This is a genomic window from Streptomyces sp. NPDC005574 (genome assembly GCF_040605435.1).
Lineage (GTDB): Bacteria > Actinomycetota > Actinomycetes > Streptomycetales > Streptomycetaceae > Streptomyces.
In genome coordinates, this window is sequence record NZ_JBEXCW010000004.1 from 181,002 (window position 1) to 199,551 (window position 18,550).

Genomic DNA, 18,550 nt, shown 5'->3' on the forward strand with positions numbered 1-18,550 from the left:
GCTCATGATGCCTGCACGAAGCGCTCACGAAAGCGGGTGGGGGTGGCGTGATCTTTCCCACCGGCTGACGGGCGGACCTACCGGTTGACGGACTGGATCTCCTTGACCGCCACGTTCTGCTCGAACGTCGACAGACCGTCCGGCAGACCCGGCTGCTGTGCCGGTCCATCCGGGTCGGCCGAGTCGGTCCAGGTGACCTTCCAGGTGATCGACGCCTTGAACGGGTAGGTGCCGCCGCCCGAGGAGCGGCGGTAGGTGACGTTGCAGCCCGCGCCCCTGCTGTCGACCTCGTAGCCGCCGTCGCCTTTGAGCAGGTCGTACGTGCACGTCTGCGGGTCGGCGTCGGCGGTACCGGCGTCCACCTTGAGGGCCACGGGGGTGGCAACGGTGGTGGCCGCCATCGCGACGCCCTTGTAGTTGATGCTGGCGGTCGTCCAGACCCGGTCGAAGTCCCCCGCGAACTTCACCCGAGTGCCGAGGTTCACGATGAGTCGATCGGGGCTCGGGTTCAGGATTACGGGAGGGGTGGGCAACTTGGTGGAGTTGTACGCGAGTTCCGAGAGGATCTGCGGTGTCAGCTTGTTCGGGTCAGGCCGGGGGTCGGCCGGCGGAACCCAGATCTCCCAGTTGTCCGTGGTGACGGGACAGGCGGTGGTGTAGTCGTCGTTGCGGAACTTCACCTGCCACCACAGGCCGTCGTCGCCCTTGTGGTACTTCTCCTTGTCCCGCTTCTCGGCGTAGCTCGCCGCCGGTTCGCCTGCCCCGTTGTACGCGGACTTGATGAACTCCTCGTACTCCTTCGCCGTGTACATGGGTTCGTACCAGCAAACCGGGGGCTTCCAGTTGACGTTGGAGGAGGTCGCGGTGGTGGTGGAGCCCCCGGAACCGGCTTTGCTCTGGGCGATGCGGATGTGGGCACCGATGGTGCCGTTGCCGGAGTCGGCTCCGGAGTCCGGGGCAGCACCGCCGGTGTTTCCGGTGCCTCCACCGCCACCCCGGGTGTCGTCCGCGTACGCCGGGACCGATGCCCCCAGCGCCATGACGAGCCCGACGGCTGCAGCCGCCCGCAGGACCGGCCGGGTGGTCGTTCCTATCCCTGCACGCACGTGGCGTCCCCCTTCTTCCAACTCTGCCGCGTCACCTGCCAGTCGCCGGCCTGGTCTTTCGACGCCTGCAGCGTGTACAGGACGTAACTCTTGTCGCTCGGCGAGGTGCGCAGCACCTTGCCCGTCTTGACCCTCTTGCTGAATCCCTTGCTCTGGTCCTCGCAGTAACTGACCGCGGCCGTTTTGCCGTTTGCGACATCCGTGACCTTGAAGTCGTAGTAGCGGTAGTAACCCGTGAGAGTGAGGCCGCTCTTCTTGAAGTCCGCGACCTGCTTGACCCAGTAGGTGAGGGCATCTCCCGCGAAGTACCGGTTCAGATTGACGGCCTGACTCTCCCCCTGAGCGAAGGCTTCGATGTTGGCCTGGGCTGAGTACGCGGCATCGCGGAGGATGGCGTCCTTGGTCGCGTCTCCGGTCGCTTTGCTCTCGACGTCGATCTTGAGATCCGACGGCAGATCGAAGCTCGGCGCGTTCTTCTCCGCGGGGTGGGAGGCAGACGCAGACGGCGACGACGAACCGCCCTCCGCCGAACCGGCTCCCGCGATCTTGTCGCTGCCCGAGCCGCCACCGGCATCGCTGCTGCAACCGGTCGCGCAGAAGGTGACAGCAGCAAGAAGGCCGACCGCGGCCATCCTCCGTCGCGTTGTCAGCATGGCGCTCGTCCCCCTGGGATAGATGATCGGATTGCGATGGGATGATCCCACGGGTGGCTCATGCGAGAACAAGCATGGTCTGGGACCGATGCGACCACCTGCACTCCGTGAAGGCACCTTCACACAAGAAGCACGAGACCATGCGCCGGGCTCAGCCCAGGAGACCCCACCGATAACCTCATCGATACCGTCTGTGCTCTTGACCGACCTCTCGTCTCACGGGGAGACCACTGTGAAGCGCCGCACCTTGCCCGTTGCTGTCGCGCTCGCCGCAAGCGCGGCCCTGCTGTTGACAGCTTGTGGTGGCGGGGACGAGGACACTAAGGCCAGCGACAAGATCGCCGGAACGGACTCCGGCGACACGACCACCTCGGCGTCTCCGAGCGCGAGCCCTGCTTCCGGGCAGTATCCGAAGGTCACACTGCCCAGTGACGTCACGAACGTGTTCGCCGGCTGGAAGGCCGGGGATCCGACGAAGGACGACGTCCTGGCGGACGCTTCTCGGCGTATCGACGCCTTGGACTACGCCATCACCGAGAGCAACGCCGACACACCGGTGCTGAGCTATTACTACACGGGCGACGCCCTGGTGGGAGCCTCCCAATGGGTCAGGAACTTCGTGGACAGTAAGAAGTCCATGACGGGTGAGACCCGGTACTTCAAGCCGGCGGTCGATGTCTACGCAACAGGCAAGGCGACCCTCACGTACTGCTCCTTCGAGGGCAAGGCGTACGTCAAGGACCTGAAGACGGGCAAGGCCCAGAAGACCCCGGTGACCGACAGGTCGTACCTTCTCTTCGTCACCAGGTTGGAGAAGAGCGCCAAGGGCGTGTGGCGGACCGCCACGCTCACCTCGGAGAGGGGCAACTCCAAGTGCACCCCGTGACCCGTGGCGGGTGGTTCGTGGCAGCGGTTCTTGGCGTCACCTGTGCCCTCGTCACTCCTCCGGCGCATGCTGACGTCGACCCTGGTGGTGGGAACGAAGGCTCAACGGCCAAGCCGGAGGGCTCGACCGAGGGGCGCACTCTGCAGTCCCGCATCACGTACGCCGGTTCCACGAGACCCAGCGGCAACTCGTCCGAGGCTGTGACGCCCGTCGGTGACTGGACCCCGCCCGCCTGCTGGTACGAGCCCACGCCTGCCTCCGAGTTCGCCGACCGTATGGAGAAGACGTACGACACAGTCGTCAACGACCCGCGACAGCCCAACTACGCCAAAGCGGGACAGGCGGAGTTCCGGGACATCTACAAGGACGGCAAGTAGCCGGCGGCGACCTGCCCGACGGCACCTTCGGAACCGCCCAGGAGGTCACCGTCCAGGAAATCCAGTCCGTCAACCGCTGAGCGGCACGGCCCTCATCGGTTCTCCCCGGAAAGGCCGACATCACGGCATGACTGACCTGCGCCTGGAAGACACCGTATTCGCCCATCTGAGGAAGACGTTCTCCACCGTGAGCGACCAGATGGAGGCGACCCGCAAAACCCTCCGCGGGGCGGACGCCGAAGTCGTCGGGGAGGGACAACTCATCGAAGACGTACAGGACTTCGCCGACGACTGGGCCTACGGCATCAAGCAACTCGGCAAGCACACGCACGGAGCCGTCAAGATGATCGACAAGATCGGCGAGTCGTTCGACAAGCTCGACGTGGATCTCGCCGAATCGCTCCGGACGAAGCAGAAGGGGAAGTGACATGAGCGGCAGGTCCTTTCCCCACATAGGCTGGGACCCCACGCCGGGAAACGTGGAGGACACCCGCGCTCTCGCCAAGAAGCTCGGCGGGCTGGCGAGCGAACTGGGCACCGCCCTGGGCGAGCTGGAGCGGATCGAATGCGGCGCGTGGAAGGGCAAGACCGCCGTAGCGTTCGTCGACTACGTCGGCAAGGACGTCACCCCCCTCATCCGCAAGGGCCACGACTCCTTCGACAAAGCCTCACGCGCACTGCACCGCTGGGCCGGAGAACTCCAGGACTTCCAGGACGAGACCGACCTGCTGGAGAAAAGAGCCGGCGAAAAACTCGACGCCAAGGCCGACGCCCAGGCGAAAGCCGACCAGAAGGGCGACGGCAAGGGCAGCGAGGAACTCGGTAAGGCCTCCGGCGCGGTCGACAAGGTCATCAGCGACGTCCACGACCTCGAAGACCGGTTCAAGCGGGCCGCCGCACAGATCAGCAAGGAACTGGACAAGGCCGGCGACATCGCCCCGGACGAGCCGGGCTTCTGGGACAAGCTGGGCAACGGAATCACGGACGCGTGGGACGCCACCGGCGACTGGATTGAGCAGCACGCCGATGCCATCAAACTGGTCGGCGATCTACTCAGCGACCTGAGCGGCATCCTCGGCATGCTTGCCATCCTCACCGCACCGTTCGAGCCGATCGGCGCCATCTTCGCCGCGGCGGCCGTGGTCAGCAGCGGGCTCGCCCTGGTGACGCACCTCGTGGCCAAGGCCGCCGGCGCCGACGTGAGCTGGGTGAACATCGGCTTCGACGCGCTGGGTTCCATTCCTGGGATCAGCGCCTTCGCCAAGGGCGTCAAAGTTGCCGACGGAGCCGTCGCCGCCGCACGCGCGGCGGAACTGGGCGCGGACTTCAAGGGCGTGAGCACCATCGGGCGGAACATCGTCGGTTTCGGCGACAATGTCGCGGGCGCCGTGAACTTCACCGTCAGAGGCAAGAACATCGGCCTCTTCGGCCTCAAGGCCGGAGGCCACATCTCCGCCGAAGGCGGCATCATGAGTCGCATCAGCCTCGTAGCGGAGAAGAACATCCGCAACGGCCAGTTGCTCGGCACCGGCGGCATCCCGGGCCTGAAGAACATCGACTCCATGAGCAAGCTCGGGCGGGGAATCGACGCGACCATCAAGATTCTTCCCAAGGCGTTTTCGATACCGTCGCACATCGGAGAGATGATGAACCCTGGAGATCGTTTCCAGGACTCCGCGACGGCACACTGAGAGGACACGACCTGTGGACTGGTATCCGCCCCCGGGTGAGAGCCTGCTCATGCGAGCCAACGTCGCTTTCGCCACCGGATTCGCGCCGAGCGTGGCAGGCCTCCGCTCCTTCCGCGACACCGAACGGCGGGACATCGAAGCCCAGCTGACCGGCTGGCCCCCTGGTGACGGTTTCACTCCTCGCGGCAAGGCCGACCGGGCAGGCATACGTGCGCTGGACATCGCGCTGCTGGGCATTCCCCGCCTGATCAACATGATCGGGAACGTCGCAGCGCCGAGCGGCCGGCTGGTCGGTGAGCCAGGCAGCCCCGGGAAACCTCAGGAACCCGAGAACGAAGTGGATGACTTTCCAGTGATGTGGGCGGCCGAGGGCACTATTGCCCGAACGCTCCCCTGGCAACTGGACCCGGCCCGTCGGCCGAAGAGTCTCCGCACCGAGTTCGTGCTGACCGATCAGCGGCTGCTCATCTTGGGAGTGGACGCGTCCGCGGGGCTGGCTCCCGCCGATGAACTGTGGCAGGTGCCCAGGCACTCCATCACTGCCATCGATCGGATGGCGTACCCCGCGAACGGATCCGATGTCAGGGTTCGGTTCGAGGACGGGTCGTGGACCCGGTGGAAGGCCGGTGACGCGGCCAAGCTCGTAAGCAGGGCTCGGGGGGAAAGGCAACCCGTGGCGCAAGGGGCCCTGACGCCGCAACAGCGCGAGCGCGTCGCCCAACTCGTGGCGGACCCTCCTCTGTCTGTCGCCCGCTCGGTCGGTACGGTCCTGCCCGTCACCGAATCACCATCACTGGAGCGCTTTCCCGACGGCACCGTGGCGGTCGAGTTGCGCGTCCCGCTCTCGAACGGCACCACTCAGACACTCACCCGCTATGTGGCTCCCTCGGGTACCGACGTGATGCCGAAGGAGGACCCGCAATGACGGAATCAGTACAGCTGGATGTCACACGGGACGCACAGATCATCCCGCCTATGACGTTCGTGGTCCCGGAGGGCGTTCATGCGCTGCCCGTCGCGGCTTCCGCAGAAGAGCGGCCCACGGCTGCCAGAGAGTTCGTACACGGCCTCTATCCCGGCGGCGACGACACGCTCTGGCAGTCGACGGCTCCCTTTTACGAACTGCTCACGGAGGCCATGGCTACAGCGGGACTCGCCTTCTCGGCTTTCGGCCTCTTCGCCCTGGACACAGGTGGAGTCGCCCACTGCTCCTTCACCGTGGCCGCCTACGCCTCCGATCACGCTGACCCGAACATCGCCGCACAGGGCATCCTCGCGGCGCTGTGCTCCGATCCGATGAACGATGCGCGCTGGCTCGACCTGCCATGCGGTCCCGCCGTTTCGCGCATCACGCTGCGGGAGCTCACCCTGAGCCCCGACATCACTGCGACCGGCGAGCAGGCCAAGCTCCTGACCGGTCAGGTCCAGGTCCACATACCGTTCCCGACCGGGCCCTTCACCGCGGTTTTCACCATTGACACGGCGGCGATGGAGTACTGGGGCGAGTTCTGCGACATGGCTACTGCCATCCTGCAGACGGTCGCGTTCCCCGACCCCGACGCCGAAGCGACCCCGATAGACAACCAGTAGGCACCGACTGACCAAGCGGCGCAGTGATCGGCTCCTCCTCTTCCCCCTGTCGAAGTTCGCGACGGCGAAACCGGTAACCTCATCGATACCGTCTGTGCTCTTGACCGACCTCTCGTCTCACGGGGAGACCACTGTGAAGCGCCACACTTTGCCCGTTGCTGTCGCGCTCGCCGCAAGCGCGGCCCTGCTGTTGACAGCCTGTGGTGGCGGGGACGAAGACTCGAAGGACAGCGGCAACATCGCGGGTGCCGGAACGGGCGACGCCGCTCCCTCGGCTTCACCCAGCACCTCCGCGGACGCCGCCGAACGTCCCCAGGTGTCCCTGCCGGCGGACGTGAAGCACGTGTACGACAGCTGGACCTCCAGCGACGCGGACGAGGCAGCGGTGCTGGCGGACGCGAAGCACCGTATCGAAGCGACCGACGCGGCGATCACGAGCGGTGACGTGGAGTCGAAGGCGATCCCGTTCTATTACGCGGGCAGCGCTCTGCTGGGCGCGGCCGACTGGATCAAGGGCTACACGGACGACAACTACACGATCACCGGAACGACTCGGTACTACGAGCCTTCGCTCACGAAGTTCGACAAGGACTCCGTGGGCCTCGTGTACTGCGCTGATGAGAGCAAGGCGTACGACAAGGACCGCAAGACCAAGAAGGTCGACAAGACGGCCGTGACGGCCAAGTCGTACGTGCTCTACAACACCCGGATGGACAGGAACGCGAAGGGTGTCTGGCAGACGAGCAAGCTGAGCTCCGAGAGGGGCAACAAGAAGTGCATGCCATGACGAGGGGCGCGAAGTGGCTCGTTGTCACGGGCACAGCCACCACCCTTGCTCTGCTGCCCGGCACAGCACTCGCCGACCGGAGGCACGGCGGCTCGTCGCAAGGCAGTTACGAGGCGAGCGGCAAGCAGTCCGACGGGGCCATCGAGTCGCGCATCACATACGCCGGTTCCACGAGGCCCAGCGGCAGCTCGTCCGAGGCTGTGACGCCCGTCGGCGACTGGACCCCGCCCGCCTGCTGGTACGAGCCCATGTCCGTCGCGGAGTTCGCCGGCCGTATGGAGAAGGCGTACGACACGGTCGTCAACGACCCGCGACAGCCCAACTACGCCAAAGCGGGACAGGCGGAGTTCCGGGACGCCTACAAGGACGGCAAGTACCACGACTACAACAAGGACGACGCCGACAAGGGCAGTTGGTGGGTCGCCACCCAGGACGACAGCCGACTGGACGAGCCGGGCGCCTGGGAATGCGACAAGCTGCCCTTCTGGGTCGACAACGGCGTCACCCCCGCCGTGAAGAACGCGGTCACACCGCAAATACTCGCCGAACTGGCCTACAACCGCATCAAGTTGCCGAACACCAAGGTGACTTTCGCCCCGACAGCCACCACCAAGGTGAACCTGCCCACGTGGGCCTGGCTGGACAAGGCCCGATTCAAGCAGGTCTCGGTGACCGCCGCCCTCAACGCCGCCGGCGTCAGCATCCAGGCCACCACCACCGCGAAGCCGGTCTCCCTGAAACTCGAACCGGGTACGACCGACGCCGAGACCCACCCCGCCTCGGGCGCGTGCACGATCAACGACGACGGATCGATCGGCGAGCCGTACGCGAAGGGGAAAGCCGACCGGACCCCACCCTGCGGAATCACCTACCTCCGCTCCTCCGGCGACGGCACCTACACACTGCGCGCGACCATCACCTGGGCCATCACCTGGACCGGCACCGGCGGAGCCGGAGGCGACCTGCCCGACGGCACCTTCGGAACCACCCAGGACGTCACCGTCCAGGAAATCCAGTCCGTCAACCGCTGAACCGGCGTCAAACTACAGGTCCGTCCTGAGACAGCTTCCACAGGGCCGCCACCTCACACTGCAGGCACGAGACCCCTAGCGACCCGGACACCTGAGCCGGGCGAGACGCTCCTCGCCCGGGACGCGACCGTCTTCGCAACCGGCACGGCACCAAGGGTGTTTGGTCTGCGATGGCTCCGCGACACCCGGCGACACGACATCCAGGGTGAGCTGTCCGGCTGGCCCGCGGGCCCGGCCTTTTCTCTTCGCCCGGAGGCGAAAAACCACCATGTCCGCCGCGTCGGCCTGTTCGGACTGCGTGCACTCTACGTCGCGGTCGGGGGCGCACTCGAAAGCGGATGCGATACAGCTGCACGCCAGCGCGCCTATGTGGATTCATACGTGGCGGCAGTGGCCGTTCGGGACACCTCAGTCGAACCTGTGATCACCCGCCGTCCGAGCAAGAGGCTTCTGATCGAGGTGACCACCACCAAGCCGGTGAAACCCGAGTTCGGCATGCTGAAGCCATTCTGGTTCATGAGTCCGGCCGGCAGCCGCGGCGCATTCGATCCCAACGACCTCTGGCAGCGGAGCACTGGCCCCCACCTTCTCGGTCCTTTCAGGTCACTTCCGAAGCCGTCAGTTCCACAGTGATCGTCTGCGCGATGCTGTCCGCCGCCGCCTCCATCTCCTCCTCGAGGCCGGGAGCCGTCCAGGAGACGAGGAGCACTAGCGCGCCGTCGGTGCCGGTGGGGCGGATCCCGTAGGTCACCGTCCGGAGCAGGACCCCCGCACCGCCGCGCGGCGAGCCCTCGGCGGCGAAGTTCTGTCGGAGGCGTACGGCAGGGCCTACAGGCAGGTCGGTGCGCGAGATGTCCGGCGGCCCGAAGTCGTGCGCGCTGAACGTCTCGGCCAGCCAGTCCAGAGAGATCTGCGGGACCGTTTCGTCGGGAAGAATCACCTCGACTTCGAGGAGGGCGAGCGCGAAGTCGAAGCCGTCAGGGTAGAAGGCGAAGCCATACAGCGGGGCGCGGCTGCGGCTGTCATCGGCCCAGGACCGCAGGTCTTTCCTCAGGGCTTTCTCGTCCAGCGTGTGGCCCGCCGTGCTGCTGCGCTCGTACAGTTCCGCGGCGGTCCGCTTCGCCCAGTCCTTCACGTTGTCGTCCGGCTCCTGCGGCAGCGGCACCCAGTCGGTCGGGCAGACGATGCCGCAGGCCTGCATGTCACTCATGGGAAGCCTCCTCGCTGATCCAGGTCAGTGAACCGGCCACCGCGTCGAAGAGTTCGGTCATCGCGTCGGCGATCCGCACCAGCGGCGTGGAGAAGGTCAGCAGCAGATGGGCGCCGGTTCCCGGAACCGGGAGCTGGTAGTCCAGGGTGATCGACGGGAGCACCTCGTCGGTGCTTCCCGGGACTCCGGCGGGCATCTGACGGTCGGGCTGCCCAGTGGCCCGTCGTACTCGCAGCGCCGGGCCTGCGGACAACTCCCTGATCGAAACCTCCGCGTCCGCCTCTCCGGCGAGATCGTTCGCGAAGTCGGCCACACCCGGCAGGGTGCCGCCTGAGGGTGGCGGCAGCAACGTGATCAGCAGAGAGGCGGGGATGGTCAGTGTCCCTGCCTGTTGCAGGCTCAGATACAGCTCGATTCCGCCACCGTCGAAGGCCGCGGCGGCCTGTGCGAGCAATTCGTCACGGAGTTGCCGCTTGATGTGCGGCGCGTTGTCGACGCCCGCGAACTCTCGGTCGACCAGTGCCTCGACTGACCGCTCACGGCCGACCGGATCGATCCGCACACGGAACCAGCCTTCCGGCAGGAGAAGTCGGTAGTCGGCGGGAGGCGCGGCGCTGTCGGCGCTGCCGCCTGAGGTCGGGGTCACTACGGCTCCGATGTCGTCGGTACGGTCGAAGGTCTGACGCCAGGGGTCCTGTTTACGGCCTGTCGTACGAGAGGTAGCTGATCAGCCGGCTCATCGCCGCCGGAACCAGTTCGCCCACGATGGTGAGCGCGGACAGCACCCCGGCGACGCGCCATGCCGCGTCGTCAGCGAAGAGCCCGACAAGAAGGAGCAGGCTGAAGAACGGGATGAGCATCAGCTCGTTGCCGCCAATGACCGAACCGGTCCAACTGGTTTCCGCTCTGGCCTCCTTCGCCGCCATCGGCGACATCAGGCGGGCCTCCTGAGCGAGGGGATGCCCCCTCCACCACGGCTCCGTGCTTCCCGAACGAGTCCCACCGGTTCCGGTCCCTTTCACTGCTTCGTCCGTCACGGGGACCGAGAGGGCCGCCACCATCTCGGCCCAGCGTTCGGGTCCCTGCGGCCCGGCAAACCAGTGAGCCCAGGGGATCAGCGCCCGCGCCTCACCGTTTCCGTCGCGGAACTCCACTCCCAACGGCAGGCGGGTGTCCGCGACGACCAGACGGACCAGACGTGCGACGCCATGGGCGCCGTGACGCCCGAGTCGGCGTTCCCGGCCGACGGTGTCGGTCACCACCACTTCGGCGGGCAGCACACATACGGACGCTGTGCGACGGAATCTCCGCGTCGCCGTCGCCTCGTCTGCCGGGGCGGGGCTGAGCACGGCGTCGGCCAGCCGCGTGTCTGCCTGCCGCCGGCCGCGCCACCAGGCACGGACACGCACCACGAGGTCAGCTGCCGGCACCAGGAACAGAAAGCCCGCAGCTAGAGGAACAGCCACGTCGATATGAGCGGCGAAGGCCATGACCAGAGCGACGAACCAACCGAGAATGCCGATGCCTCTGACCCAGCTGAACCAGCGGGGCAGCTCCCCGTTCACGGCCCGGTGGGGCTTGTCGCCTCGACCGTCCTCTGGTCTCTCCTCTGCCTCGGCTCGAGGTTTCGGGCTTTCCTCCAACGGAACGGCGAGGGCCGAGACAAGCTCTTTCAAGCCCGTGCGGTCCAGGCACTTCTTCGGCCGCAGGTCCAGGGCCCCGACGACGCTCGCCTCCGGCAGCCACTCGGCGAGGGGGACTTCGAGGATGGCTCGCTCGTCCTCTCCCTTGAACACAAGCACGCCCCAGCGTTCCGCCGGACGGGTGGACACGGTGTCCCACAGGTCGCCGGGCGGGGGGTAGAAGACGGCTCGCCTGATTCCCGCGGCACCGACCTCGAACCGACGCTCGCGCCGTCGCCGGTCGCGCACGACAAGGGTCTTGCCGTCAGCGTAGAGCCGAGCCCGCCGCACCACATCGACACCGTACGGGCGCATACCCCTTGGGCGCACCACATGCCCGGCTCTCTCCCACTGCTCCTCGTCGTCCACTGACTGCTCAGCCCTCACTCGCCGTGCTCACCCGTCACTCGTCGTCGTGGCTTCCTTGATCCCGGTCGCCGACCAGACACCGTCGTCCAGTCCGGGTATCCCCACGCGGTCGCCGATCCAGCCGGTCAATTCGCCCTTGTCGAGCAGGTCGGTGGACGACGCGACGGCCGTCGAGCCGGCCCAGATCCGTGTCTGGGTCCGGAACACGTCGCTTGCGGCCTTCACGGCGTCGTCAGCCCGGAGGGATTGCTGAATGTCTCCCATGCTCTTCTCGATCGAGGCGATGCCGGAATCACCGAATCTAGGACGAACTCCTGCCCACGTATCGGCGTCACCCAGTTTCCTGAGATTGCTCGGACTGAATTCCTTGACCCCCTTGAGGCTTTCCCAAGCCTCCTTGCCAATCGACTTGGGGCTGAAGGCGTCCTTCAGCCGGGCCAGACCAGGGTTCCAGCCCTTCGGCGCATCCTTGACCGCGTTGAAGCCGGCCTTGCCGCGCAGCGCGCCGCCGCTGGCCTCGTTCGCCCGCCTCCACGCCTGGTTCAGGGCTCTGTTGTACGCCGCGGTGCCGGGCTTGGCCCTGATACCCGCCCTGAGAGCCCTGGCCGCCGAGGACCGTGCCACGCTCTTGGCAGCGAGGGACGCTCCCTTGGCCCCGGCGATGGCTCCACGGCCGATGCCCAGCGTGGCGATGCCGACAACATCGAGGGCAACATCGAACCAGCTGCCCTCACCGGCCAACGCCAGAGCGACGTGTCCCACCAGGGACACCAGAGTCGCAATGAGTGCGACGGTACCGAGAATCGCCGCCAGCGCCTGTCCGATGACAGGGATCCAGCCCACCAACAAGGACATCGTTCCGCAGACGGTGGCGATCCAGCCGGACCATTTGAGGATTTCGTCAATGGCTCCTGCGTGGTCGTGCACCCAGTCCTTGAACTTGTCCCAGCGACCGTCCTTCAGCCCGTCATGGTCGATCGCGTGCCGAATCGAGTCGCGTGCCCTCTTCGCGGCCGCGTCACGGATGTCCTTCGCGGCTTCGAGGTCCTTCCTGGCACGCTCCATCGCCGAAGTCGCCGCTTCCTGACGCTTCGCCAGTTTCTTCCTGCCGGGATCGTCGTCAGCCGTGTCCTTGGGCAGCTTGTCGAGGCCGCCGGTGCTCGCCTTGTGCTCGTCGTCGGCGTTCTGGGCGTCCTGGCGCGCCTTGTCGGCCATCTTCTGCGCGCGGTGGAGTTCGGAGGCGTACTCCTTGGAGCTGCCACCGTCGATCACCCTCTCGCCGAGCGCGTCTGACGCGACTTCGTAGCGTCTGTACGCCTTGCGTAGCTTTCCCTCAGCCTCTTCGGCCTGTCCTCGGAACTCCTCGGCAGCCTTGCTCTTCCACGCCTCGACAGATGAGAGCGCGTTGATCTCGTCCGCCTGCTTCTTGATGGATTCTGCTGTTTTCCGCAGACTCCGCCCGAGACGTGCGACTTCCTCGGGGTCCCCCGGGATCGGATCCGCCTGCTCGCCGATTACCGCCCACTCCTCAGCGCGAGGGCGGGTCACTCGGCACCTCCCTCGGCACCGGACGTCTTCTTGTCCGTGCTTCGCAGGGCCTCGGCGAGCTGGTGATCGATGTCCTCGTACGCCTTTGCCGCCGTGGAGAGAATCTTCGCCAGCTTCTCGATTTCGTCCATCAGGCGTTCTCGGTGAATCTTCCAGTTGTCACCGAAGTCGTCGAAGACGTCGACCAGACCTTTGTCTCCCAGAGTGGAGACGCTCAACCCGGCGGCAGGGTTCGAGTGGTTCCTGAAGTCCCGGTGGACCCTGGAGAGCGACTTCGAGCTCTCCTTGATGCGCTCGATGTCGGCCGTCTGATCCGACAAGTTGCCTCCCCCGTTCACTCAATCGAAGAGTCGGCCCGGCGGCTCGGAACAGCCGCCGGGCCGACGTGTCCGCATCCGGGCGAACTTAGCCCTTGGCGCTCTTCGCCAGCTGCTCGTCCAGGTCCTCGTAGGCCTGCTTGGCCTTCTTGAGGAACTCGGAGAGGCCGTGGAGGCCCTGGACGGTCTTCGTCGCGCCCTTGGTGAAGTCGCGCATGGACTCCTCGTACGCGCCGGAGGCCTTCTGCGTGGTGAAGCCGTTCTCCACCAGCGCCTTGACGCGCTTCTCGACGCCTGCGATCTGGGTCTCCAGATCGTGCATGTCCTTGATCAGGTCGCCGGCGACCTTCTCCATCTCGGCATATGTGAGATCCGTGTCTTTGGCCATGACGGCACTCCCTCCCGTTGGTGGCCGCAGGGCCTTCCCCCGTGGCTCTGTCGCGGAGTTGACGGTCGAGGACCGCGTCCGCATGCGCAAAGAGTGTACGGGTGGGGTCGTTGGGCCCACAGGCCCGTCGTGCGGGGGAATCGTGAACCGCCGCGCGTCCCGTCGTGCGGGGAGGATTCGCGAACCGGTGCCCATGCCGTCGTGCGGGGGAATCGTGAACCGCCGCGCATCCCGTTGCCCGGGGGAAAGGTGCGGCGGCTATGGTCGGTCCCACTGTGTTCAGCGTTCCGGGGGCGGCTTCCGAGCTCAGCGGGGAGCCGGCGTGGAGCCAGCGAGGAGGACCAACGTGCGCCTGAGTCTGACCGTCGTCGACCCCATCGGCGGTGCCAGTGCCGACGTGGTGCTCGACGCCGATCCGGAGTCCTCGGTCGGTGACATCACTCGGGAGCTGGCGCGGCACCTCGGCCTCGGCGGCCCGGGGGACGCCGGTGGCGCCCAGGTCATCCCGATCGGGGGGCCCCGGGGACAACACGGTGGGGCGCCCGCCGCCTTCGTCGACGGGTACGCCCTCGATCCCGACGCCGACATCGTCGGGTCCCCGCTCCGCGAGGGCGCCGTGGTCAGCCTGCACGACCCGGCCGGCTGCCTGCACGGCGAGCCCACGGGTGTCGTTGAGTTCCGGGTGGCCGGCGGGCCGGCCGGCGGGGCGGTGCACCGGCTCGGGGTCGGGAAGTACGACATCGGCAGCGGAGCCGCCGCCCAGATCCGGGTCGACGACCCCGAACTCCCGGCTCGCGCGGCCACGTTGTCCATCGCCATCGACGGCACCTGCCAAGTGGCTCTGCACGGCGGGGGCGAGGAGTGGACGCCCCGGCTCGACGGCGAGGAGTTCGACGGCGGGTCCTGGCCCCTGGGTGGCCAACTCGCCCTCGGCAACAGCCTTCTGGAGATCGCCCGGTACACCCCGCCCAACGCCGCGCTCAAGTGGTCGGAGGACGGTGCCGGGCTGGACTACAACCGCCCGCCGCGTCTGCGCCCCGCCGAGCGGCGGACGATGTTCCGGCTGCCGAATCCGCCCGGTGACTACGAGGCCCGTCCGCTGCCCTGGCTGATGGCGCTCATGCCGCTGGTCGGCGCCGTCGTGTCGGTCATGATCTTCGGGCGCTGGTACTACATGATCATGGCGCTGATGAGCCCGCTGATGCTCTTCGGCAACTACTTCATGGACAAGAAGCAGGGCCGCAAGTCCCACTCCAAGCAGGTCAAGGAGTACAAGGAGACCAAGGCCCGGATCGAGAAGGACGCCGAGGACGCGCTGCGCGTGGAGCGGCTCGACCGGCGGACCTCCATCCCCGACCCCGCCTCGGTGCTGGCCTTCGGCACCGGTCCCCGTACCCGGCTCTGGGAGCGGCGCCGCACCGACGCCGATCACCTGCTGCTGCGCGTCGGTACCGGACGCCTCCCCTCCGAGGTCGTGCTCGACGATCCCGAGCAGGACGAGCACAAGCGCCACGTGACCTGGCAGATCGAGGACGCGCCGGTCGCGCTGCCGCTGAAGGACCTCGGTGTCGTGGGCATCGCGGGTCCCGGCGACTCCGCGCAGGCGCTCGGCAGGTGGGCCGTCGCCCAGACCGCCGTACTGCACAGCCCGTTGGACGTGCAGTTCTACGTCCTCACCGAGAACGAGGCCCATCCGCGCTGGGACTGGGTGCGCTGGCTGCCGCACTCCCGCCCGGCCGGCGGGCAGGACGTCAACGTCCTGATAGGGATGGACGCCGAGACCGTCGGCGCGCGTGTCGGTGAGCTGACCCAGCTGCTCGACGCACGACAGAAGGCCCTCAAGGAGAGCGGCCGGGGCAGCAAGGACGGGCCGGCGTTCTCCGACCCCGACGTCGTGGTCGTGTGGGACGGCTCCCGGCGGCTGCGCTCGATGCCCGGTGTCGTACGGCTGCTGCGCGAGGGCCCGTCGGTCGCGGTGTACGCCATCTGCCTGGACGAGGAGGAGCGGTTCCTGCCCGGCGAGTGCCAGGCGGTCGTGGTCGCCGAACCCCGCGGCGGCGACGACCCCGAGGTTCCCGCGGCGGTGCAGCAGGCCCCCGGTGGCTTCCCCTCCTTCCACGCCTGGCACCAGACCGGCCAGGAGGCCCCGGAGAGCACCGAGCGGGTCCACCGGTTCCGGCTGCGGGTCGAGCAGAGCGGTGCCCGGCGCCGGACGGGCGTGCGGCCCGACTTCGTCTCGGCCGCGTGGTGCGCACGGCTGTCCCGGTCCCTGTCGCCGCTGCGGGACATCAGCGGGGAGACCGAGGACTCCGCGCTGCCCGGTTCGAGCCGGCTGCTGGACGTGCTGCAGCTGGAGCCGCCGACCCGGGACGCGATCGCCGCCCGCTGGCGCACGGGCGGGCAGTCGACCATGGCCGTGATCGGGGAGTCGTACGACGGGCCCTTCGGTATCGACCTGCGCAGGGACGGGCCGCACGGCCTGATCGCCGGTACGACCGGTTCGGGCAAGTCGGAGCTGCTGCAGACCATCGTGGCGGCGCTCGCCGTGGCGAACACGCCCGAGAACATGACGTTCGTCCTGGTCGACTACAAGGGCGGCTCGGCGTTCAAGGACTGTGTGAAGCTGCCGCACACCGTCGGCATGGTGACCGACCTCGACGCGCACCTCGTCGAGCGCGCGCTGGAGTCGCTGGGTGCCGAGCTGAAGCGGCGCGAGCACATCCTCGCCGCCGCCGACGCCAAGGACATCGAGGACTACCAGGACCTGGTGCGCCGGGACCCCTCGCAGCCGCCGGTCCCCCGACTCCTCATCGTCATCGACGAGTTCGCGTCGATGGTCCGTGACCTGCCGGACTTCGTCACGGGCCTGGTCAACATCGCGCAGCGCGGCCGCTCCCTCGGCATCCACCTGCTGCTCGCCACCCAGCGGCCCAGCGGTGTCGTCTCCCCCGAGATCCGTGCCAACACCAACCTGCGGATCGCGCTGCGGGTGACCGACGCCGGCGAGTCGACCGACGTGATCGACGCGCCCGAGGCCGGCCACATCTCGAAGAGCACCCCCGGCCGCGCGTACGTCCGGCTGGGCCACGCCTCGCTGGTCCCCTTCCAGTCCGGCCGCGTCGGCGGGCGCCGGCCGGGAGCCGCCGACCCGCGGGCGCTCGCTCCGTGGGCCGGGGCACTGTCCTGGCAGGACCTGGGCCGGGCCACGCTGCAGAAGCCGAAGACCGAGGCGCGCGAGGACGACGAGATCACCGACCTCAAGGTGCTGGTGGACGCGGTGCGGGAGGCCAACCGGGCGCTGAACATCCCGGAGCAGCACACCCCGTGGCTGCCCGCCCTGGAGGAGTCCCTGCTCCTGGACGACATTCCGCCGGTGCGCAGCCAGGGCGCGCTGCCCGCGGCCCCGTACGGCGTCGCCGACCTGCCGGCCGACCAGGCCCGCCGGCCCGTCGCGGTGGACTTCGCCACCTTCGGACACCTGATCGTCGGCGGCTCCCCGCGCACCGGCCGCTCGCAGCTGCTGCGCACCATCGCCGGCTCGCTGGCCCGTACGCACTCGGTGGCCGACGTCCATCTGTACGGCGTGGACTGCGGCAACGGCGCGCTCAACGCCCTGACCCGGCTGCCGCACTGCGGTGCGGTCGTCGGACGCAACCAACTGGAGCGGGTCGAGCGGCTGTTCAGCCGACTGTCCGGGGAACTCACGCGGCGGCAGGAGCTGTTCGCGGACAAGGGGTACGCCGACATCGGCGAGCAGCGGGCCGCGTCGGGCTCGGCGGACGAGCGGCTGCCGCACATCGTGCTGCTGCTCGACCGCTGGGAGGGCTGGCTGCCGACGCTCGGCGAGCACAACCACGGGGACCTGACGGACCAGCTCATGGCGATGATGCGGGAGGGCGCGAGCGTCGGCATCCACGCGGTGATCACCGGTGACCGGCAGCTGCTGGTGGGCCGGATCTCCTCGCTCACCGAGGACAAGTACGGTCTGCGGCTCGCCGACCGCGGGGACTTCTCGACGCTGGACATCAACTCCCGCAAGATCCCGGAGGAGATCCCGCCGGGCCGGGCGTACCGCAACGAGACGGCGACGGAGACGCAGTTCGCCCTGCTGTCCGAGGACACCACCGGTCAGGGCCAGGCGGCGGCGCTGGCCGCGATCGGCGAGGCGGCGACGGCACGGGACGCCGAAGTGCCGCGCTCCAGGCGCCCGTTCCGCGTGGACGTGCTGCCGAGCAGGATCTCCTTCGCCGACGCGTGGGCGATGCGCGACGCGTCCACGTCGGCTTCCCCGCTGTGGGCGCTGGTGGGTGTCGGCGGCGACGAACTCACCGCCTTCGGACCGGATCTCGCGCAGGGTGTGCCCGCGTTCGTCGTGGGCGGTCCCGCCAAGTCCGGGCGCAGCACGGTCCTGATGAACTTCGCCCGTTCCTATCTCGCGCAGGGCGTACGCCTCGTCGTCGCCGCGCCCCGTCCGTCGCCCCTGCGGGAACTGGAGGGTCAGGACGGGGTGTTGAAGGTCTTCACCGGCCGGGACGTCGACGAGGACGAACTCGACGAGGTCCTCGGCTCGGCCTCGCCGCAGCAGCCGATCGTGATCCTGGCCGACGACGCCGAGGTACTGGACGACTGCGACGCCGAGGGCGTCTTCAAACGCATCCTGCAGAGCGGCGCCGACGAGGGGCTGGCCTTCGTCATCGCCGGTGACGAGGAGGAGATCTGCGACGGGTTCTCCGGGTGGCAGGTCGAGACGAAGAAGGCCCGCCGCGGCATCCTGCTCTCGCCGCAGGACTCGTCCGCGGGCGAGCTGATCGGCATCCGCACCAACCGCAGCATGGTCGGCGGCCCGGTGACCCCGGGCAAGGGCATGCTGCACCTGGGCAGCGGCGAGCACCTGACGGTGACGACCCCGATGTAG

The 18,550-nt window shown here is 67.8% G+C and carries 18 protein-coding genes; 10 read left to right on the forward strand and 8 right to left on the reverse strand.

Annotation, left to right across the window (positions count from 1 at the left end):
* Positions 1 to 77 precede the first annotated feature (77 nt).
* Together ABZT03_RS04940 and ABZT03_RS04945 are read right to left on the reverse strand one after the other, a co-directional pair.
* Positions 78 to 1,106 carry a hypothetical protein gene (locus ABZT03_RS04940; protein ID WP_356033550.1) on the reverse strand — a complete coding sequence of 343 codons (1,029 nt, stop codon included), beginning with the start codon at positions 1,104 to 1,106 and terminating at the stop codon, positions 78 to 80.
* A complete protein-coding gene (locus ABZT03_RS04945; RefSeq protein WP_356033553.1) occupies positions 1,091 to 1,738 on the reverse strand; it encodes a hypothetical protein in 648 nt (215 codons plus the stop codon). Before ABZT03_RS04945 ends, ABZT03_RS04940 begins: the two co-directional genes overlap by 16 nt.
* Positions 1,739 to 1,991: 253 nt before the next feature.
* On the opposite strand from ABZT03_RS04945, the gene ABZT03_RS04950 reads away from it, so the two are divergent.
* From ABZT03_RS04950 to ABZT03_RS04990, 9 genes are all read left to right on the forward strand, one after another.
* Positions 1,992 to 2,645 (forward strand): hypothetical protein, encoded by a 654-nt coding sequence (locus ABZT03_RS04950; RefSeq protein ID WP_356033556.1) that lies wholly within the window; start codon positions 1,992 to 1,994, stop codon positions 2,643 to 2,645.
* Positions 2,646 to 2,845: 200 nt separating this feature from the next.
* Positions 2,846 to 3,022 (forward strand): hypothetical protein, encoded by a 177-nt coding sequence (locus ABZT03_RS04955; RefSeq protein ID WP_356033559.1) that lies wholly within the window; start codon positions 2,846 to 2,848, stop codon positions 3,020 to 3,022.
* A gap of 127 nt (positions 3,023 to 3,149) precedes the next feature.
* Positions 3,150 to 3,449 carry a hypothetical protein gene (locus ABZT03_RS04960; protein WP_356033561.1) on the forward strand — a complete coding sequence of 100 codons (300 nt, stop codon included), beginning with the start codon at positions 3,150 to 3,152 and terminating at the stop codon, positions 3,447 to 3,449.
* Between the two features lies 1 nt (position 3,450).
* A complete protein-coding gene (locus ABZT03_RS04965; RefSeq protein WP_356033564.1) occupies positions 3,451 to 4,713 on the forward strand; it encodes an enoyl-CoA hydratase/isomerase family protein in 1,263 nt (420 codons plus the stop codon).
* 13 nt (positions 4,714 to 4,726) lie between these two features.
* Positions 4,727 to 5,638 (forward strand): hypothetical protein, encoded by a 912-nt coding sequence (locus tag ABZT03_RS04970; protein WP_356033566.1) that lies wholly within the window; start codon positions 4,727 to 4,729, stop codon positions 5,636 to 5,638.
* A 50-nt stretch (positions 5,639 to 5,688) separates the two neighbouring features.
* The gene (locus tag ABZT03_RS04975) at positions 5,689 to 6,303 is read left to right on the forward strand and encodes a hypothetical protein (RefSeq protein ID WP_356033568.1); all 615 of its coding nucleotides are present in this window, start codon (positions 5,689 to 5,691) and stop codon (positions 6,301 to 6,303) included.
* Positions 6,304 to 6,436: 133 nt separating this feature from the next.
* A complete protein-coding gene (locus ABZT03_RS04980; RefSeq protein ID WP_356033571.1) occupies positions 6,437 to 7,090 on the forward strand; it encodes a hypothetical protein in 654 nt (217 codons plus the stop codon).
* Entirely contained in the window at positions 7,087 to 8,121 is a 1,035-nt protein-coding gene (locus ABZT03_RS04985; protein WP_356033573.1) for a hypothetical protein, read from the forward strand. Before ABZT03_RS04980 ends, ABZT03_RS04985 begins: the two co-directional genes overlap by 4 nt.
* A 156-nt stretch (positions 8,122 to 8,277) precedes the next feature.
* On the forward strand, positions 8,278 to 8,754 hold the full coding sequence (locus ABZT03_RS04990) for a hypothetical protein (RefSeq protein ID WP_356033575.1): 477 nt from the start codon (positions 8,278 to 8,280) through the stop codon (positions 8,752 to 8,754).
* Here ABZT03_RS04990 and ABZT03_RS04995 read toward each other — a convergent pair.
* The 6 genes from ABZT03_RS04995 to ABZT03_RS05020 all read right to left on the reverse strand — a co-directional run bounded on the left by ABZT03_RS04995 (position 8,720) and on the right by ABZT03_RS05020 (position 13,635).
* Entirely contained in the window at positions 8,720 to 9,331 is a 612-nt protein-coding gene (locus ABZT03_RS04995; protein WP_356033578.1) for a hypothetical protein, read from the reverse strand. The two genes, ABZT03_RS04990 and ABZT03_RS04995, sit on opposite strands and share 35 nt — an antisense overlap.
* On the reverse strand, positions 9,324 to 9,977 hold the full coding sequence (locus ABZT03_RS05000) for a hypothetical protein (protein WP_356033581.1): 654 nt from the start codon (positions 9,975 to 9,977) through the stop codon (positions 9,324 to 9,326). Before ABZT03_RS05000 ends, ABZT03_RS04995 begins: the two co-directional genes overlap by 8 nt.
* A 52-nt stretch (positions 9,978 to 10,029) precedes the next feature.
* Positions 10,030 to 11,382 carry a hypothetical protein gene (locus tag ABZT03_RS05005; RefSeq protein WP_356033584.1) on the reverse strand — a complete coding sequence of 451 codons (1,353 nt, stop codon included), beginning with the start codon at positions 11,380 to 11,382 and terminating at the stop codon, positions 10,030 to 10,032.
* A 27-nt stretch (positions 11,383 to 11,409) separates the two neighbouring features.
* Positions 11,410 to 12,930, reverse strand: a complete 1,521-nt coding sequence (locus ABZT03_RS05010) for a putative T7SS-secreted protein (protein ID WP_356033587.1) — start codon at positions 12,928 to 12,930, stop codon at positions 11,410 to 11,412.
* On the reverse strand, positions 12,927 to 13,250 hold the full coding sequence (locus ABZT03_RS05015) for a hypothetical protein (RefSeq protein ID WP_356033590.1): 324 nt from the start codon (positions 13,248 to 13,250) through the stop codon (positions 12,927 to 12,929). Before ABZT03_RS05015 ends, ABZT03_RS05010 begins: the two co-directional genes overlap by 4 nt.
* An 85-nt stretch (positions 13,251 to 13,335) precedes the next feature.
* Positions 13,336 to 13,635 (reverse strand): WXG100 family type VII secretion target, encoded by a 300-nt coding sequence (locus ABZT03_RS05020; RefSeq protein WP_356033593.1) that lies wholly within the window; start codon positions 13,633 to 13,635, stop codon positions 13,336 to 13,338.
* Positions 13,636 to 13,981: 346 nt separating this feature from the next.
* Between ABZT03_RS05020 and ABZT03_RS05025 the strand changes: the two genes are divergently transcribed.
* Complete coding sequence (locus ABZT03_RS05025; protein ID WP_356033595.1) at positions 13,982 to 18,550, forward strand: FtsK/SpoIIIE domain-containing protein; 4,569 nt, start codon at positions 13,982 to 13,984, stop codon at positions 18,548 to 18,550.

Coding starts and splice junctions, on each gene's coding strand:
- ABZT03_RS04945 (WP_356033553.1), bottom strand. CDS start 1,738: ATGGCCGCGGTCGGCCTTCTTGCTGCTGTCACCTTCTGCGCGACCGGT.
- ABZT03_RS04960 (WP_356033561.1), top strand. CDS start 3,150: ATGACTGACCTGCGCCTGGAAGACACCGTATTCGCCCATCTGAGGAAG.
- ABZT03_RS04965 (WP_356033564.1), top strand. CDS start 3,451: ATGAGCGGCAGGTCCTTTCCCCACATAGGCTGGGACCCCACGCCGGGA.
- ABZT03_RS04975 (WP_356033568.1), top strand. CDS start 5,689: ATGACGTTCGTGGTCCCGGAGGGCGTTCATGCGCTGCCCGTCGCGGCT.
- ABZT03_RS04985 (WP_356033573.1), top strand. CDS start 7,087: ATGACGAGGGGCGCGAAGTGGCTCGTTGTCACGGGCACAGCCACCACC.
- ABZT03_RS04995 (WP_356033578.1), bottom strand. CDS start 9,331: ATGAGTGACATGCAGGCCTGCGGCATCGTCTGCCCGACCGACTGGGTG.
- ABZT03_RS05020 (WP_356033593.1), bottom strand. CDS start 13,635: ATGGCCAAAGACACGGATCTCACATATGCCGAGATGGAGAAGGTCGCC.